This is a genomic window from Acetivibrio cellulolyticus CD2 (assembly GCF_000179595.2).
Lineage (GTDB): Bacteria > Bacillota > Clostridia > Acetivibrionales > Acetivibrionaceae > Acetivibrio > Acetivibrio cellulolyticus.
This window is the reverse complement of record NZ_JH556653.1, coordinates 66,142-83,176: the sequence shown is the minus strand read 5'-3', so window position 1 is coordinate 83,176 and position 17,035 is coordinate 66,142. Positions and strand designations below refer to the sequence as shown.

Annotated in this window: 15 protein-coding genes; 5 read left to right on the top strand and 10 right to left on the bottom strand. The window is 34.4% G+C overall.

What is annotated here, in order from left to right; genetic code table 11:
* Positions 1–23: 23 nt before the first annotated feature.
* The 3 genes from ACECE_RS0202640 to ACECE_RS0202625 all read left to right on the top strand — a co-directional run bounded on the left by ACECE_RS0202640 (position 24) and on the right by ACECE_RS0202625 (position 2,911).
* Positions 24–686 carry a response regulator transcription factor gene (locus ACECE_RS0202640; RefSeq protein WP_010243893.1) on the top strand — a complete coding sequence of 221 codons (663 nt, stop codon included), beginning with the start codon at positions 24–26 and terminating at the stop codon, positions 684–686.
* Positions 683–1,909, top strand: a complete 1,227-nt coding sequence (locus ACECE_RS0202635; protein ID WP_010243891.1) for a sensor histidine kinase — start codon at positions 683–685, stop codon at positions 1,907–1,909. The genes ACECE_RS0202640 and ACECE_RS0202635 overlap by 4 nt, the downstream gene beginning before the upstream one ends.
* Before the next feature lie 735 nt (positions 1,910–2,644).
* Positions 2,645–2,911, top strand: coding sequence for a glycosyltransferase (locus ACECE_RS0202625; protein WP_010243887.1), 267 nt, complete (start codon positions 2,645–2,647; stop codon positions 2,909–2,911).
* Between the two features lie 173 nt (positions 2,912–3,084).
* Here the strand turns inward: ACECE_RS0202625 and ACECE_RS0202620 are convergent, their stop codons facing one another.
* From ACECE_RS0202620 to ACECE_RS0202610, 3 genes are all read right to left on the bottom strand, one after another.
* Entirely contained in the window at positions 3,085–3,771 is a 687-nt protein-coding gene (locus ACECE_RS0202620) for a hypothetical protein (RefSeq protein ID WP_010243886.1), read from the bottom strand.
* Positions 3,761–5,206 (bottom strand): AAA family ATPase, encoded by a 1,446-nt coding sequence (locus ACECE_RS0202615; protein WP_117385754.1) that lies wholly within the window; start codon positions 5,204–5,206, stop codon positions 3,761–3,763. Before ACECE_RS0202615 ends, ACECE_RS0202620 begins: the two co-directional genes overlap by 11 nt.
* A gap of 236 nt (positions 5,207–5,442) precedes the next feature.
* Complete coding sequence (locus ACECE_RS0202610) at positions 5,443–6,798, bottom strand: KAP family P-loop NTPase fold protein (RefSeq protein ID WP_010243884.1); 1,356 nt, start codon at positions 6,796–6,798, stop codon at positions 5,443–5,445.
* 343 nt (positions 6,799–7,141) lie between these two features.
* Between ACECE_RS0202610 and ACECE_RS0202605 the strand changes: the two genes are divergently transcribed.
* Positions 7,142–8,386, top strand: a complete 1,245-nt coding sequence (locus ACECE_RS0202605) for an MBL fold metallo-hydrolase (protein WP_010243883.1) — start codon at positions 7,142–7,144, stop codon at positions 8,384–8,386.
* 160 nt (positions 8,387–8,546) lie between these two features.
* On the opposite strand, the gene ACECE_RS0202600 is transcribed toward ACECE_RS0202605, so the two are convergent.
* The 3 genes from ACECE_RS0202600 to ACECE_RS0202590 all read right to left on the bottom strand — a co-directional run bounded on the left by ACECE_RS0202600 (position 8,547) and on the right by ACECE_RS0202590 (position 11,239).
* A complete protein-coding gene (locus ACECE_RS0202600) occupies positions 8,547–9,296 on the bottom strand; it encodes an N-acetylmuramoyl-L-alanine amidase family protein (protein WP_010243882.1) in 750 nt (249 codons plus the stop codon).
* 132 nt (positions 9,297–9,428) lie between these two features.
* The gene (locus ACECE_RS0202595; RefSeq protein WP_010243879.1) at positions 9,429–9,986 is read right to left on the bottom strand and encodes a manganese efflux pump MntP; all 558 of its coding nucleotides are present in this window, start codon (positions 9,984–9,986) and stop codon (positions 9,429–9,431) included.
* Between the two features lie 326 nt (positions 9,987–10,312).
* A complete protein-coding gene (locus ACECE_RS0202590) occupies positions 10,313–11,239 on the bottom strand; it encodes a DUF2935 domain-containing protein (RefSeq protein ID WP_010243877.1) in 927 nt (308 codons plus the stop codon).
* A gap of 194 nt (positions 11,240–11,433) precedes the next feature.
* On the opposite strand from ACECE_RS0202590, the gene ACECE_RS0202585 reads away from it, so the two are divergent.
* The gene (locus ACECE_RS0202585) at positions 11,434–12,999 is read left to right on the top strand and encodes an FAD-dependent oxidoreductase (RefSeq protein WP_010243875.1); all 1,566 of its coding nucleotides are present in this window, start codon (positions 11,434–11,436) and stop codon (positions 12,997–12,999) included.
* A gap of 101 nt (positions 13,000–13,100) precedes the next feature.
* Here ACECE_RS0202585 and ACECE_RS0202580 read toward each other — a convergent pair whose 3' ends face one another.
* From ACECE_RS0202580 to ACECE_RS0202565, 4 genes are all read right to left on the bottom strand, one after another.
* The gene (locus ACECE_RS0202580; RefSeq protein ID WP_010243873.1) at positions 13,101–13,853 is read right to left on the bottom strand and encodes a TMEM165/GDT1 family protein; all 753 of its coding nucleotides are present in this window, start codon (positions 13,851–13,853) and stop codon (positions 13,101–13,103) included.
* 445 nt (positions 13,854–14,298) lie between these two features.
* Positions 14,299–15,354, bottom strand: a complete 1,056-nt coding sequence (locus ACECE_RS0202575; protein ID WP_010243871.1) for an IS30 family transposase — start codon at positions 15,352–15,354, stop codon at positions 14,299–14,301.
* A 144-nt stretch (positions 15,355–15,498) separates the two neighbouring features.
* Positions 15,499–16,059, bottom strand: coding sequence for a peptide deformylase (gene def / locus ACECE_RS26370; RefSeq protein ID WP_010243868.1), 561 nt, complete (start codon positions 16,057–16,059; stop codon positions 15,499–15,501).
* A 56-nt stretch (positions 16,060–16,115) separates the two neighbouring features.
* The gene (locus ACECE_RS0202565; protein WP_010243866.1) at positions 16,116–16,934 is read right to left on the bottom strand and encodes a hypothetical protein; all 819 of its coding nucleotides are present in this window, start codon (positions 16,932–16,934) and stop codon (positions 16,116–16,118) included.
* Positions 16,935–17,035 lie beyond the last annotated feature (101 nt).

Below are 17,035 nucleotides of genomic sequence, written 5' to 3'. Positions count from 1 at the left end.
CTTTAGAATTGAAAGGAAACGCTATGACAGATATTTTAATTGTGGAGGACAATAAGGAAATTGCAGGACTGCTTTGCGATTTTCTCAGAGCCGAAAGTTATACCGTATCCGTTTGCGAAAACGGCGAAAAAGCCTTGCAGCTGTACGAAAAGTATGGTGCAAGGCTTGTTGTGCTTGATATTATGCTGCCCGGAATGGACGGGTTTGCGGTATGCTCTAAAATTCGTAAGACAAGCAACACACCGATTATTATTGTAAGCGCAAAATCGGAAAAGTATGACAAGCTTAACGGCTTGATTTTAGGAGCTGACGACTACATAGAAAAGCCATATGATATTGATATTCTGCTTGCTAAAATAAGCGGAATTTTCAAGCGCAGATATGCTCTTGACGAAGTAATTGAGGGTAATCTGAGGCTCAACAGGGCGGAGAAAGCAGCATATCTTGACGATGTGCCGCTCGAAATGACAGCAAAGGAATTCGAGCTGTTATTGCTTTTGGTTGAGAATAAAGGAAAAACTCTGAAAAAGGAATACATATTTAATCAGATATGGGGCAGCGACAGCTTTTCCGAACAGCAGACCTTAACTGTGCATATAAAATGGCTGCGGCAAAAAATTGAGCATAACCCGAAAGAGCCGCAGCATATTCAGACTGTCTGGGGCGTGGGGTATAAGTTTGTATGAAAAGCTACAACAAGATTTTTATTGGGGTAATTGCTTTTACCATTTTTGCTTTCATTGCCGCAAACGCGATTATGCTCAATGCGGGGCAATCCGAAAGCGGCAGACCGTATCGTGTTGAAATCAACAGGCTTGCTCGAGTAATTGAAGAAAACGGATTTGAAAGCGTAGATTTATCTCAATGCGTTTATGTAGTCAATATTGAAAAATACGGCGGCGATTTTTACAATGCCGAAAGCGATTATGTTGTGCGTGAAATCGGCGGTGAGCTTTATCGCTTCGATTATACTGCCAATGAGAATAACAACGACATCTTTTTAATAGTGAACTTTTTTCTTACTGTTATGTCTGTTATGATCATTGCCGTAATGATTTACATAAGAAGTAAAATAATTTTACCGTTTGATAAGCTTAAAGAGATTCCTTATGAGCTTTCAAAAGGCAATCTGACTTCACCCATAAAGGAAAACAAAAGCCGCTTTTTCGGAAGATTTATCTGGGGAGTTGACCTGCTTCGTGAAAATATGGAGGAGCAGAAAAAGCGCGAGCTTGATTTACAAAAGGAAAAGAAAACGCTACTGCTTTCCCTATCGCACGATATAAAAACGCCGCTGTCCGCAATCAAGCTTTATTCAAAGGCGCTGTCAAAGGGATTGTATGCGGATAAGGAAAAACAGTCGGAGATTTCAGAGAGTATAAGCATAAAGGCGGATGAAATAGAGTGCTTTGTGTCACAGATTATAAGTGCGTCAAGAGATAATTTTTTAAGTCTTGTGGTGAACAACGGCGAATTTTATCTGTCCGAGCTTGTAAAAAGAATCGCGGATTATTATTCCGAAAGGCTGGCGCTTATCAAGACAGATTTTAAAGTTGAAAGCTTCACGAACTGCTTGCTGAAGGGCGATATTGACAGAAGCATTGAAGTGCTTCAGAATATTATTGAAAATGCCGTAAAATACGGCGACGGAAAAGAAATATGCATTGCATTTTCCGAAGAGGAAAACTGCCTTTTGATATCCGTCCAAAACAGCGGCTGTACGCTTCCGGAAGCTGAACTGCCACATATTTTTGAAAGCTTCTGGAGAGGTTCAAACTCCGATAAAACAGGCGGAAGCGGACTCGGGCTTTATATCTGCCGACAGATTATGCATAAAATGTGCGGCGATGTTTTTGCTGAAATAAATAACAGTTTTCTATTTGTTACGGCAGTTTTTCAAAAGGCATAAATAAAGTGTTATCGCGGTCTTGCGATAACACTTTTTATTGAATTATGGCTGCTTCGACAGGTGTGTCCATAAAAGAGGTTTACAGTAGTTGAAATATCAGCATAACCCAACTATTTCTGGGTTTCTTTTAAACTAAACCCTTCATTCATAAATCAAGAAATTTAATCTTTGTCGGTTCAATGCGAGTATCGTTCTCCATTTAATGGTATCCTTTTTATTATTTACTTTTTATATTCCTTAAAAACTTTGTCTGAACTAAAGTACTCCTGATTTAGCTTACATGCTATGCATACTGCTAACCTATAAGTTGATAAAAAACAGATAAACTGGTAAAATGAGTTATACAATAGCAAAGGAATATAGGAGATAGTTGTGAATTTAATAGATAGCGTGATTTTTATAAAAAAACTGACATTGCAAATAGCAAGCTGGATGTTACTCCTTTTAGGGCTTATTGTTGTCAATATCCATAACATTGTATACTCGACTCCAGGGCTGATACTCGACAAGATAAACACTATCCTTTTGAACCCAGTTGTAATTACTATCCTATGGATTAGCCTTATTATTGTTCTCTCTTTTTTCAGGATATCAAATCATATTATTATTACCTCTGATATTACTTTTCTTTTCAGTGAGATACTCTTACTTCTATTTCATAAGCTAAAGGATCCTGATTTTACTTCCGCTAAAGAAATCATTTAAAAATCATTTCAAAATATAGTGGAGGTTACTATGAAAATAACTATTATCATCACTCCGTTTATTGCAGACCAGCCTTTCTGGGGGCGGCAAGTCTCAAAGCTTGGCTTAGGAACAAAGCCAATTTCCTACCACAAATTGTCTGCAGAAAAGCTTGCGGAGTTGATAAATATTTGTTTGAATGATGAAAACATGAAGGCAAGTGCAAAAGAGTTTGGTGAAAGAATTCGCTCGGAAAATGGTGTCGAAAAAGCGGCACATAGTATTGATAAATATTTAAGTTCGTTGAAAAATTGGTAAGATCACAAAGATGATGTGATGGGAGTGGTGCGAATAGATACTCGCGTTTCGCCTGCTTCCACCACTTTAGTCCTATAGTCTATTCGCTATTTCATATTGGCTTAACTCTTTAGCGAAGCTGTAACTGCACCCTTATCCAGAATGGTGAACTGAGTAATCTTGACCACTTTGCATTAATCTATTTCATTCAAATATACTGAAAAATTCGAATATCTCTTCAATGAATTTGTTCCTGCTTTAATAAACTCCCACGTTTCTCCATAAGTACCTTTTACCGCAAACTCTGCCTTATTAAAAAACTCAATAAATTTTTCTGGCTTTCCAAAAAATTCACTTTCAAACTCTATTGCAAGTTTATCTTTATCAGCTCTGTTCAAATTAGCTTTATTGTGCAGAACATGATCCATATTGCATGAAAAGTAATAAACACTATACGGTATGCTACCCCAGACTTTATTTAATCCTATCATTTTATAAAGAATCTCTTGCTTCTGATGGTTTCTGTTAATCGTACTTTGAACTTTGGATGTAAAGATTTGTTCGTCACTATATATATTTTTTTCATTTGTACTTTCTACTATATTTTCATCTGGAATATATGCTCCATCCATGTCCACAAGATGAACAACTTCAAGGAAATCTGATGGTTTGAAAACTTTTCCACTAAATGCTCTTACAATATCTCCAACTTTGGCCACTATGTTACTAGAACTATTACCGTATTGTGTTGTAATATCTCCATCTGTAATTTCAAAACGAACTGTATTATTATCTAAAAGTTGGTCCATACACAATGCTAAACACGTTTTATCATTAATTCCCTCGACAATAAAGAGAACAATTTTTTTCTTATTTGCCATCTTCATGACCTGCCATTCTAAAGGCTCTACGAATCATATATGGATTGGTCGTCTCGTATATGCACTCATTTTGTCCTCCCAAAATAATATCATGAAAATATAAATCTCTAAAATTGTTATTTGTTTTAACATTTTTAAATCTAATATATCTATTGTTTTCATTAGTAGTTGTAAACATTATGTTTTTCTTATTTATAACTTCAAGTGGTCTTAAGTTATGGGAAGTGAAAATCAATTGACCTTTTCCATTCTCCTCAACTACCTTTAATATTTCACCTAGTAAATATTCAAAAATACCAGAATCAAATTCATCAACCGCTAATGTTGTAGACGAATTATTAAAAACCATAATTAATCCATACAGAATCGAAACAAGTTTCTTAATCCCATCGGACTCATATTTCAGAGGAATTTGTGTGTCTCCTCTAATAGCAATGATTTGTGCTAATACGATTTCTTCATTATTTTTGTCAATTCCTGTTCCAAGTTTTTTCAAGTTGATTGTCAAACCTGGAATTATTTCTTTCAATACTAAATTAATCATTTCCATCTTTTCACTAATAGAATCAAAAAACTTTACAGGTATTACCGATGTCCCATTTAAATTTAAACTTCCCTTTAATAACGAAAAACTATCTTTTTCCTTTAGAACAAAAGAAAGCGGTAGAGCAATATTGGCATTAATAATTCCATTTTCAGCATTACTAATAACATGCAAATTATAGGTTGCATATTCATGTAAAATATTAAAAATGTTCTTATACTCAACATCCATCTTACTATTTTGAATAATCTTATTTAATTCTTTAGAAAACAAAAATGATTTTGATGACTTTTTCATTAATAGCCTTGTCACTCTAAGTTCATCTTCAATCTTTTTATCTCCTGATATCAATTGAGATAATCTTATTTTAGGTGATAATATATTATCTTCTTCCTCACAATAGCTTAATACTGGTGTTAATTTTGACCATTTTTCACCAACCAGCGTAGACATGCTCACTTTTTCCATTGATACATAGACTTGGTTTTCTCTATCCTCATTCTTTTTATCTTCATCAAATTCAAGAAAATCTGTCTGTTCTATCTCTACTTCATTTTTCTTTAATTCAAATTCATATACCATCATAAACTGCTGTTTATTAGCATCAATTATACTAAGTTCAAATACACATGTTGCACTTCCATTTCCAAACTTAATATAATTGCCACAGTCTTTTCCTAATCTATTGCCCATTACCAAACTTTTAAATAGTCCCAATGCATAAATTAGTGTCGTTTTGCCAGAACCATTTTGTCCATATATACCTAACAAATCTGCCTTGTCTTCAAAAATATCGTCTTTTATATTGCAAGCAAACTGTATAGTTCCCTTACCCACATTTTTCAAATTAATTAGCTCTATTTTTTGTATTCTAACAATTCTTTCTTTCATATCATGAAACTCCTTCATTGATATAATGTCTATGCTAAACATTATAACACACCTCCATATGATTATCAACTTTAAATTAGAATTTCGATACATTTTGTATCGTTTATTAACTATAGTATAATCATATGGTAAATATATATTCATCATATGTTAGTTTGCGTAGTCACGATCCATCTCTGTTATTTTATTGATATCTGGTATAACCTTATCAGAATCTTTCATTATTTGTAGTAATTCTACTTATCAAGCTGAAATCTGTCTGCAAACTCAAAATCATTAATAAACCTTAGCTTCTTACTTTTGTCATCTAGCAGCCAGATTAAGTTAAATTCTGAATCCGGCCTGCTCTCAAGCCTAATCCAATAATCTTCACTACTGATATCAGAATCTTTATTTAATTTTAGTAACTTACTTACTATATCAATGAATAGTTGATTAAAACGGCTAAATCTAATATCCTTAAATGTTTCTTCGGGATTAAAAGTAATAATCTCTGAAACAAAATCTGAATCGAAGTTTTTATTTATAAATTGTTGGTATTTATCATTTGATTTAGTTTTTAAAACCGGAAACAATGAATAAATAATCCCAAACACTTGTAAATCAACAACTTTCCAGCTTTGCGACAAAGCAAACAAATCACTCATAGGCAAAACAATATTCAAATAATAAATCAACTTGTTTATATCTCTCAAGCTCAGGTTATATACCTTTACAAAACCTTTTAAGTAAGGAATAAAAAAGTCTTCAGTATTTTGATTTTTTAATTCAAACTTATTAACTAAAAATTCAAGATAACTATCCCTGTCCGGTTCAGGTAATGAGTACTCAAGATCAATAAATCTCCTTAAAAATGCTGAAGAATCAACTTCATTTCCATAAAACATTTTTATGCATTGTATTAGTTGTTGTTTATCAAGCGAAAGAATAAAAATATATCCTTCAATATCAAATAAGTGTTTTATTCTTTCAAGAGTTTCAATAACATAAGCAGGTCTACATTTATCGAGTTCATCAATGAAAAAGATAACTTTCTTTTTTAGTAATTTCCGATAGTCCTTTAATTCCTGTTTAAATTTTGATTTTGCCTGCTTTTGATTCTTATGGTTTTTAAGTTCAATACTGCCTATCTCCCCTGCCAACTCAACCAGTTTTTCTTCATTATAATCACCTAGTTTTATTTTTTCTATGTCTAGAATACCACGAGTTAATATTTTTAATGCTGACGGAAGAGATTTTTTTACAAGTTGAATTCCAACTTCTTTAACTTTTTCTATACCATCATTATCTACCAGCTCTAATTCCTCTTCCATGCTAGCCATAATAGGCACTAAAGGGTCATTTGTGTCATCATTTTCCCAAGCATTAAAATATAGGGTTTGATATCTGTTGCTATTACTCAGCTTCTTTTTCCACATTTGTATAAATGTCGTCTTTCCCATACCCCAACTTGCATCAACGCTAATAACCAAACTTCCATTACTTCTGCGTATTATTTTTTCTAAATTATCTGCAATTGCCTCTCTGCCAAACCTGTCATTTTTAAAAGGATTGCTATTAGGTATTTCAAGACGCTCAATATCCCTAATCATAATACCATATTCTCCCACTATTTTCTTAATAATTCACCTTATGTGTGAATTTAGTATATAATACCATATATTGCCTTAAAAGTCTTTAGACTAATTTACTGTCTCAATTTATTCTTACTATACAAACTTTTACATTTTACAATCAAATAAATTATGTTATAATTCGGACTTGAACAGCTATAAACAACTAATAATATTAAGTTTTGAATTAATGTGTTTGCTTAGCAAGTAAAAAGCAGTTTGCCGTTGAGAAGCAATTTTGCTCTCAATAAAGAAAGACCTCAAGTTTTAATAAGCATTAGGTATTTTGTTTTACAAAAAAAATTTTGCGAGGTAATAATTGATGAAAAGACTACTATCAACTTTGCTTTTTATTGTGTTGTTCTTAAATCTTACAGGCTGTGCTCCAAAAACAGATTTAAAAACCAACCCGACCAGTCAACAATTACAGACTACAACTTCTAGTTCACCTTCTCAAATAGAAGAGCCTGTGACAGAGATTCCAAGAGCTTTAGCAACTTCAACCGCTAAACCTTCAGAACAAACTGCATTACCTGATTCTACAGCTGTTAACGGACAGTTAAGAGTACATTTTATTGATGTCGGCCAAGCTGACAGTATTCTGATCCAAACACCTGAAAACAAAGCAATGCTGATTGATGCAGGTGAAAACGATGACGGCAATTTAGTTACATCATATATCAAATCACAAGGTATAAACAAAATCAGTGTAGTAGTTGGAACTCATCCTCATGAAGATCATTTAGGTGGGCTTGATACGGTAATAAATAACTTTAGTATTGAAAAAATTTATATGCCAAAGGTCTCCAGCAAGTCCGATGCATTTGAAGATGTATGGGCCGCAATAAGAAACAAGGGATTAACAGTAACAACTGCCAAAGCTGGAGTTAATGTTAACTTTGACAGCACTTTAAAAACTGAAATACTTGCTCCAAACAAGGACAGTTACGATGATATAAATAATTATTCTGCAGTAATTAAAATGACTTACAATAATACATCTTTTCTTTTTACCGGTGATTCGGAAAGCATTTCGGAAAAAGAAATGCTTTCGGCAGGTATTGACCTTAAAGCTGATGTGTTAAAAGTAGGTCATCATGGAAGTGGGTATTCAACAGGGGCGTTATTTCTAAAAAAGGTTTCCCCTAAATATGCTGTAATCAGCGTTGGAGAAAACAACAACTATAACCATCCGGACAATTTGATATTAAACAGGCTTAAAACCTATGGAGTTGAATTGTTTCGCACCGACAAATCAGGAACTATAGTAGCTACAAGCGATGGGAACACAATCAAGTTTGATAAAAAGGCTTCTCCGGTAAAATCACAAGCTCCCCCGGAAAAGACTCAAGATAATAGAGTAACTGATACTGTTTCAACAGATAATTCAAAAAAACAAACTGCCAGCGTTGAAAAGAAAGAAATTACTGTCTATGTTACAAAGTCTGGAGACAAATATCATACTGAGAGTTGCCAATATCTAAAGAAAAGTAAAATATCTATCAGCTTGGATGATGCAAAGAGTCAAGGCTTTACATCTTGTAGTAAATGTCACCCACCACAATAAAATCACGGAGTATTTCCGAATTCATACAATGTAGTAAGCTCAAAGGTTGAAACGCACTGCCAACAAAGATTTAGCTCTGCCATATCATTTTATTTTCTTTGCAAATTCCTCAAATTATTAGGAGCCAGACTTAAAGCCCGGCTCCATTTTCCATTTTTAATTATCCTTTTAATTTCTTGTACATGCTTATGGCTATTGCACAAACAAACCATATTGAAGAAGTTTCATCTGCTTTGTCCACCCATGTTTTGTCTGTTATAAGCCCTAAATCCAAAGCCTCTTGAACAATTTTTTGCCTCCAGTTCAATTTCTTCTCCTCCTCAACTGAAACCCCATAAAATTTACAAATAACCGCAGCCTGAGCTTTGGCTATAGCAGCTCTCTTGCCATCATCCTTTAGCAGTGCTTCATCATCTTTGTTGTCATGAAAGGCACTTTCTATCAAAAGAATATGTGCAACTCCTCCATCCTGTGCTTCGTCAATTACAGCATAATAGTCCTCTTCCGGATTATTATTACTCTTCCGTTTTTTGGCACCAATATTTTTTGTCCCTATTGACTCAGCTACAGCTTTTGCCATTTCAGCTCCAAGAGCATCATCCTTTAAATCAACACTGGTATATACCTCTGTACCTCTAACAGTAGTGTTGCTTGCCAATCCTGAGGAATTCGTATGCTCAGATATAAACATATCCGCTCCCCATGAAGCAGCCATTTTACCACGAGCTCTGACTCCTAAGGTTGCATCAGTTTCTCTAGTGAGCTTTACTTCAAATGCCCCTGTAGCTACCAATTCATCCTTAAGTTTTAGTGATATATCCAAAACGCCATCAGCCTCAACATACCCTGTCGGTCCTCTGTTTGCTCTGTCTTTACCGCCGTGACCAGGATCAATCATAATCTTATACATAGCTACCATCTCTTGACACACTATTTCCTATTTTATATTATTCCTACCAGACATAATTTGTTAACAAAATACTAATAAAATCGAATTTACTCAAAATATCAAGAGAGAGCATATCATTTCTATTTATATATATCACAAAACATGTTCAAGCAATATTTTCAAACCTATACCTACAAGAATTACTCCTCCAAGCATATCAATATATTTTTTGAATTTGCTATTGCACCCGATCATTTTTCCTAAGAACACACCAAAATAAGATAACGCAAAAGTTATTACACCAATCATTACTGCCGGTAATACTATATCTATTTTTAAAGCCGAGAGGCTAATCCCTACAGCAAGAGCATCTATACTCGTTGCAACTGCAAGGGTAATAAGAACTTTAAGACTTGTAAGCATAATACATTCATTTTCCCCTTCAAATGCTTCCCATATCATCTTAGCACCAATAATCCCAAGCAACGCAAAGGCAACCCAATGATCGATATTCTCAATCCATGCCCTGAACGAATAACCTGCAAGCCACCCGCCCGCCGTCATTCCACCCTGAAAAAGTCCAAATGCAATTCCCGCATTTAAAGCATTACGCGAAGTATTTTTTGCATCTGCCAGTCCGCATGATATGGAAACTGCAAAAGCATCCATTGCGAGACCTACAGCTGTTAATATTATAGTTATTAAGTCCAAGTCCTCTCCTCCGTTTCAAGAATAAGCTGCAAATTACTTTAGTAATAGCATATGCATTTTTTTATATAATTAGAAAAGCTGCAGCTCACTTTATACTTTTTTTCTTAGTTCACCTTATTAGCAAGCATAGGAAAAGGGCAAGATTTTTGCCCTTTCCATTAAGAGATAAGTATATCCAGCTTTAGTCCTTTATTATTTGTTTATGCAACCCAGGCTGGTCGTTTCGCTTCGCTACACTGCTCGCCTATGCAACCCAGGCTGGTCGTTTCGCTTCGCTACACTGCTCGCCTATGCAACCCAGGCTAGTCGTTTCGCTTCAGCATTACTTAGTATTGTTTCTTGAATGTTTTTAATAACCTTAAGAAGTGACTTGCTTCACGTACTGTATGATCGGCCAGTAATGGAATAATGATTGACTTAATCTTACACTGGAGTATTCCTTCTGTGCCTTGTACTTTAAAATTCCGAATTTCTTCTGTTGCTTTAAGACTGTCATCTGTAACTTTTGTAAACGGTACAGTCATATCCATTGCTGCCTTTGCTTCCTCTGTCAATTTGTCAAACTCATTTCCAAAATTGTTTGCTGTATCAAACAACTTTTCCTCTGTCGGGTCAAGCAACCCACGAATAAACTTTGCATGTTCTGCCATAATTTTATTCCAGAATAATTCCTGCGCCATAGCTTCACTTATGATATCTAAATTTTCTCTGTTTTGAAGCTTTTGGATAGTCCGTAAGTACAGCTTAGCTTCCCTCATAATATGATCTATAAGTAAGGGATAGTTATTTGTAAACATTTTACAGGTTAGAACATTAGATAAAATTGAAGCTTTAAACTGTATTAACCCGGCTAATAACCCCATAGCCCTTTGATTAATCAAAGATACTCTTTCTTCAAGCGCCCGGTTAATTGCCACAATTCCTCCACCCATTAACCCAGCTTCTGCTTGTGTTATTCCAGTTGGAATCTGCACTCCTGTAAAATATGAAGAAGCCATTTCTGCGTTAAGTGTATATTGCGTAAATACTTCACCCGATAAAAGTACATCCGGGCTAACAACACCATTAGAAAGCGAAACAACTTCTCCTAAAAGTCTGTCAAACTCCATTCTGAAGCGGTCTGCTTGCGCAATAAAGTTTATATCCCTTGATGTAAATGCTGTCTGAAGGAAAAATGAGTGTTCTTTCATAATTCTTGCAAAAAAAAGATGTATCTCTAATGACTGACGAACAAACTCCATACTTGAAAGCATAATAAATCCTCCTAAAAATTCATGCTATGTTTTATATTATGTTGACTTTACATAATGTGCTACACTTACTACTTTAAGCCATTACTATTTTTTTACCTTTAGAAGTGCTTAAAATCGAATAATTACTATTTATCAGTAAAAAATATAAAGTAAATTTATAAATTGCATATTATTTAGAAGGAGAAAAACTATATATGAATATAGAAGAGCAAAAGAATTTTAAAAAGCCTCCTCAATCTTATTGGATGGCCTCCACACAGCAACCGGAGTATCCGGTTTTAAACGAAGATATAAAAGTTGATATAGCTATTATTGGCGGCGGATTTGCAGGTATCTCAACAGCATACATGCTTAGCAAACATGGCATTAAGGCTGCAATCTTAGAAGCTGATCATATTCTGCAGGGAACAACCGGTCACACCACAGCCAAAGTCACATCACAGCACGAATTGATTTATAGTAAAATAAAAAGCCTAATGAATGAGGAATATGCAAAACAGTATGCCGATGCAAACGAAACAGCAATTAGGATGATTGAAAAGATAGCAAGCGAAAATAATATAGAATGTGATTTTGTTCCCGAATCCGCCTATGCCTTTACCCAAGATGATAACTATGTAAATAAGATAAGCGATGAAGTTAAAGTAGCCACCTCTTTAGGCATAAAAGCAGCCTATGTGGATGAAATACCCTTTTCTATTCCTATCAAGGCAGCTATACGATTTGATAACCAGGCTCAGTTTCATCCACGCAAGTTTTTGCTGCCTCTTGCTAAAAAAGTAACAGAAAGCGGTATCCAAATATTTGAACAAAGCAGAGTAGTGGATATTGAGGAAGACGGCAACTATATTTTGATTACGAACCAGGGAAAGAAAGTAACCGCGGAAAAAGTTATAATTGCTTCTCATTACCCATGCTATAATAAGCATGGAATGTATTTCAGCAGAATATACCCCGAACGTTCATATGCTCTAGCTATTAAGGCAAAAGAAAAATATCCGGGCGGAATGTATATAAACTTAGAAGAACCTGCTCGCTCAATCCGTAGTCAAAAGTCTGACAACAGTGAGTTGATTATAGTGGGTGGTGACCATCACAAGACCGGACAAGGTGAAGATACTATTTTGCACTACGAAACATTGGTTGATTTTGCAGCCAAAATCTTTACAGTAGAAGACATTCCTTACCGATGGTCTACACAAGACTGCATGACTTTGGACAATGTGCCGTATGTAGGACATTTTACGTCCAAAACTCCAAATATGTACGTCGCTACCGGTTATGGCAAATGGGGAATGACTAACAGTATGGCATCAGCTATGATATTGAGTGACTTGATTGTTAAGGGCGAAAGTCCCTGGCAGGAGGTCTATAATCCATCCCGTCAAACAATAGTAGCTTCTGCTAAAAACTTTGTTGTCGAAAACCTGAATGTTGCAAAAGAGCTAATTGGAGGCAAAATCACTCCTCCTCCAGCCAATATAGATATTAAACCAGGTGAAGGAAAAATAATTGAAGCAAACGGCCATAAAGCCGGAGCCTATAGGGATGAGAAGGGAACCTTGCACGTAGTAGATACAACGTGCACACACATGGGATGTGAGTTAAGCTGGAATTCGGCGGAAAAAACCTGGGATTGCCCGTGCCATGGCTCGAGGTTTACTTATGAAGGTGATATTGTTGAGGGTCCGGCAGTAAAACCTTTAAAGCTTCACACAGATGTAAATACAATAAAAAAGCTGATAAAAGAAGATTTTTAGTTGATGAAAAGTTTAAGGCTGCACAATGAGGCAGCCTTAAACTTATATAACATACATAGGGATTCGCATTTTGTATGCCATGTATGAACAAACACTTTTGTTTATTCAGTATCGGAACTTGGTTCTTGAATTTTCACTTTGCAGTACTCCGCAACGTCTGCATTCTCCGCTCTATTGGCATTATCTTTTTTGATTAAATAGTATGCTGCAAAACCAGTTATTACAATTATTACTGCCATTGCTGCTATAATTGCTCCAGTTCCCATTTGAAGATCATCATGTGCAACCTGGAAGCTTCCTATCAAGCCAAACAAAATAAACAAACAGGCAGATACAAGTTTTATTGTCCTTTCAGGAATCCTTTTACACATTACTACACCAATAATAATTCCTATACCATCAGCAATTAACATTCCAGTTGTTGTTCCAATCAAAATTCCTGCAGGACTTGTTGGAAACTTTGTCGCAAGAGCAATGGTTGCAAGCTGTGTCTTATCTCCCATTTCAGCGAGGAAGAAAGCAAATGCAACTGTAGCAACCGGTCCAAATTTTGTTGTCCTGTTTTCCTCCCCTTCCAATTTGTCACCTCTGATTGTCCACAATCCGAAGAAAATAAATGACAAAGAGGCAATCCCCGATATCCAGATTTGGGCGCCTGAAAAATGTGTAATAAAATTGCCAACTGCCACTGCAAGTCCATGATTTAAAACAGTAGCTATAAATACACCAATCATTACCTTTGACGCCTTATACTTCGTAGCAAAAGCCATTGCCAAGAGTTGCGTCTTGTCTCCCATTTCTGCCAGCACAACGGTTCCCACCGCGGCCAAGAAAGCGACTAGACTAGTATACATTTTATCCATCCTTTCAAAGTTTAAAATGATATATAAAAAAAGACCTTAAACATAACCCTGCTATAGGATTATGTCAAAAGTCTCGTTACCAAAATTGGTTACAAAGCCAGGTGATAAAGCACCAGTATGTTGACTTTGTAAATAAACTACTCCCTCTCAACATTGACGATATTACCATATTTTATGACTAATTGTCAATAAGATTAATGTCGAGAAATAAAATATAAATTGCAAGTTAAAGTGACGGTAAAATTTTGGTAAACTTGTATAATGCAAACTATTGGCACTATTGTTCGGGATGTCAAGGGCGAGCATAGCTCGTTCATCGTAGGCAAAGCCGGAGACCCTTTACATCCATTGCACTATCATCCTTTTGTTCCCGGTCTGTTATGACAGACCGGCTGCCTTCTGGCGAGGACAGGGCTTGGGACAGAGTCCCAAGGTTTTAACTTGCAGCCATATCAATTGCAGACTTATATGCTAATATTCGTCTTGGATAGTTATTTATCCATGTTTCTATCCATTTTATCGTCTTTTTACTTATTCTCCCTATATCTGTTCCTTTTGGTATAAATCGGCGTATTAGCTTGTTTGTATTTTCGTTTGTGCCTCTTTCCCAGGAGCTATATGGATGTGCATAATATAGTTTCACCCTTTTATCTTTTCCAGCCCTCACAGACCGTTCTATGCCTTCATAATCAAGAAATTCACTACCATTATCCACTGTTATTGTTTTGAATTTATCCTTAAATGATTTACCATATTTCTTCTCCAAACAATCTAGTGCTGCTACTACTGATTCTTGTGTCTTTGATGGCATTTTGATTATTATTTCCTCGCGTATACTTCTCTCACTTAAAACCAGTAATACTGCACCTTTCCCTTCACGTTTTCCAACAACACAGTCCATTTCCCAATGTCCATATTCCTCGCGCTTATCAATCTCTGTAGGCCTTTCTTCAATGCTTGTTCCTTTAAGATTTTTATGCGGTATCTTTATTTTCTTATAGTCTCTCTTTTTGCCAGCTTTTTTCACTGGAAGATCTATATTTGTAAGGTTTAAGAACACATCTCCTCGATCTATATAGTTATATACTGTCTTTGTACATATTTGGGTCTCAAACTCTAAGCCTTTCGCTTCTATCTCTCCTATCACTGCATCTGGGGAATACTTTTCTTTTACAATCTTTTTTTCTATGTGTTTGACTAATTTGTGGTCTTTACCTATCTTTAATCCAGGTCCTTTGTTCCTTGCATTCTCATAATATATTCGTTGCCCTACATCTGCACAATATTCTTCTCTGTAAGTCAAATCAGAGTTCACAAGCTTTATCTTTCCCCTCGATATTTCTCTTTCTATTGTTCTGATACCTCTTTGCATGCGCTGTGCTATTTCATAAGGTTTTAATCCCTCTTTTAACAATATTTCAATACTATATCTTTCTCTTGCTTTTAGGTGTTTATATTTTTTTGTTTTTGCGGTATTATTAATCTGGCTCATGGTTTTCTCCTTTGTTTGTTTTTCGTGGTTGCTAAACATTATACAATGGATTTTACCATGAGTCTCAATTTTTTGCTTCTTCCGTCACTTTATTTTACAACTTACCATAATTTTATAGGTCTTAATAAGTCTTGAATTCATAATTTACAAATTATATAGTTTTTCTATTACTTTATTTGCTCTAATACTATGCAGACCATTGCTTACATCTAAATCATTGCATAAATCTATTCTATCAATATATAATACTCCATTAAGGTGATCAATTTCATGTTGAATAACTTTTGCTTTAAAACCTTCAACATACAATTCAATTTCTTCTCCATTTACATCCCAATATGTAAGTTTAATTTTTTCATGTCTCTGTACTTTGCCAACAAATCCAGGAACACTGAGACATGATTCATTAGATAAAACAATGCTATCATTTACCGCCTCATAAGTTGGATTAATTAGTGGAAAGGGGTTCTTTCCATCTCTATCCATATCAATTGCTACTAATCTTATATGTACTCCAACTTGTGGTGCAGCTAAACCAACTCCCGTTGGACTATAATACAATGTTTCAAATAAATCTTTTATAAAATCTATAAACCATTGTTCTCTCAATTCTTCCTTTTGTATTTGTCTAGAGGGATTCCTCAGAGATATATCTCGCAAACCAAATATGCTTTTGTTTATTTTTAAAACACTTAAAATTGCCATATCTAATGTCCTCCATCAAAATTATTAATTACTTTTATTGGTTTACAAAATGACAATTATTCAAATTGCCATTTTGCTATATATCTAAATAATAGTTTAGGTTTTACTATTTCCCAAGTATACTTGTAATATTCCCCTGATTCTTCAAATCTAGCTTCTTTTGATTCAAAAACTTTAACGCTTTTTCCATGTGGTTTTATTTCTGTAATAATTCTATCTACTTTTAAATTTTTGTTAATTAAGACATTTATAGTTAGTTTCTCAGTTGGCTCATTCACTGTACAAGCTAAAAATGGTACTGCCCTTTTCTCAGGATCACTTAAATACATTATAATTCCTGAAGTAATTTCATTTCCTTTATTTAAGACTCTTCTAAAATGTACTTCATATTCTTGATAAGTATCATCCCTAATTGTAGTAAAGACTTTATGGTCTTTTATTATACTTTTTATTAAAACCTTTCCGCTTCCTGTCCAATGGTATTTATCAAGATATTTATTTAAGTCATTTTTTAAAGCTTTTAGCTTAAACCGTTTTTCATATTGCATATCTTCTTTTGATAAATACTTATATGTAATTTCTTTTTCTAAAATTTTATAATCAAAATCAAGTTGTGGAAATATAGGTTTATTATAACACAATTTTTTATATATACAAGTAAACACTATATATCCCGAAACAATTCCAAATAAAATTGCTAAAAATATAAAATCCATTTTATTATGCTCATATACTTTACTTATTGTTACTTTAGCTATAATATTTATAAAAAAACCAAAAATACTTCCTGTAATTACAAATCCTATAATATATTTTAAAAACTCATAAATTCCATTTGAAAAGACAGAAATCATTATTTCTTTTAATTTGCTCACTTTTATTCATCCCCAAACTTTTAAAATTAATTTACAAATAAAATTAAATATTACTCATTTACTTTATGTTTTAAAATTTGATTTAATTTTATATATCAATG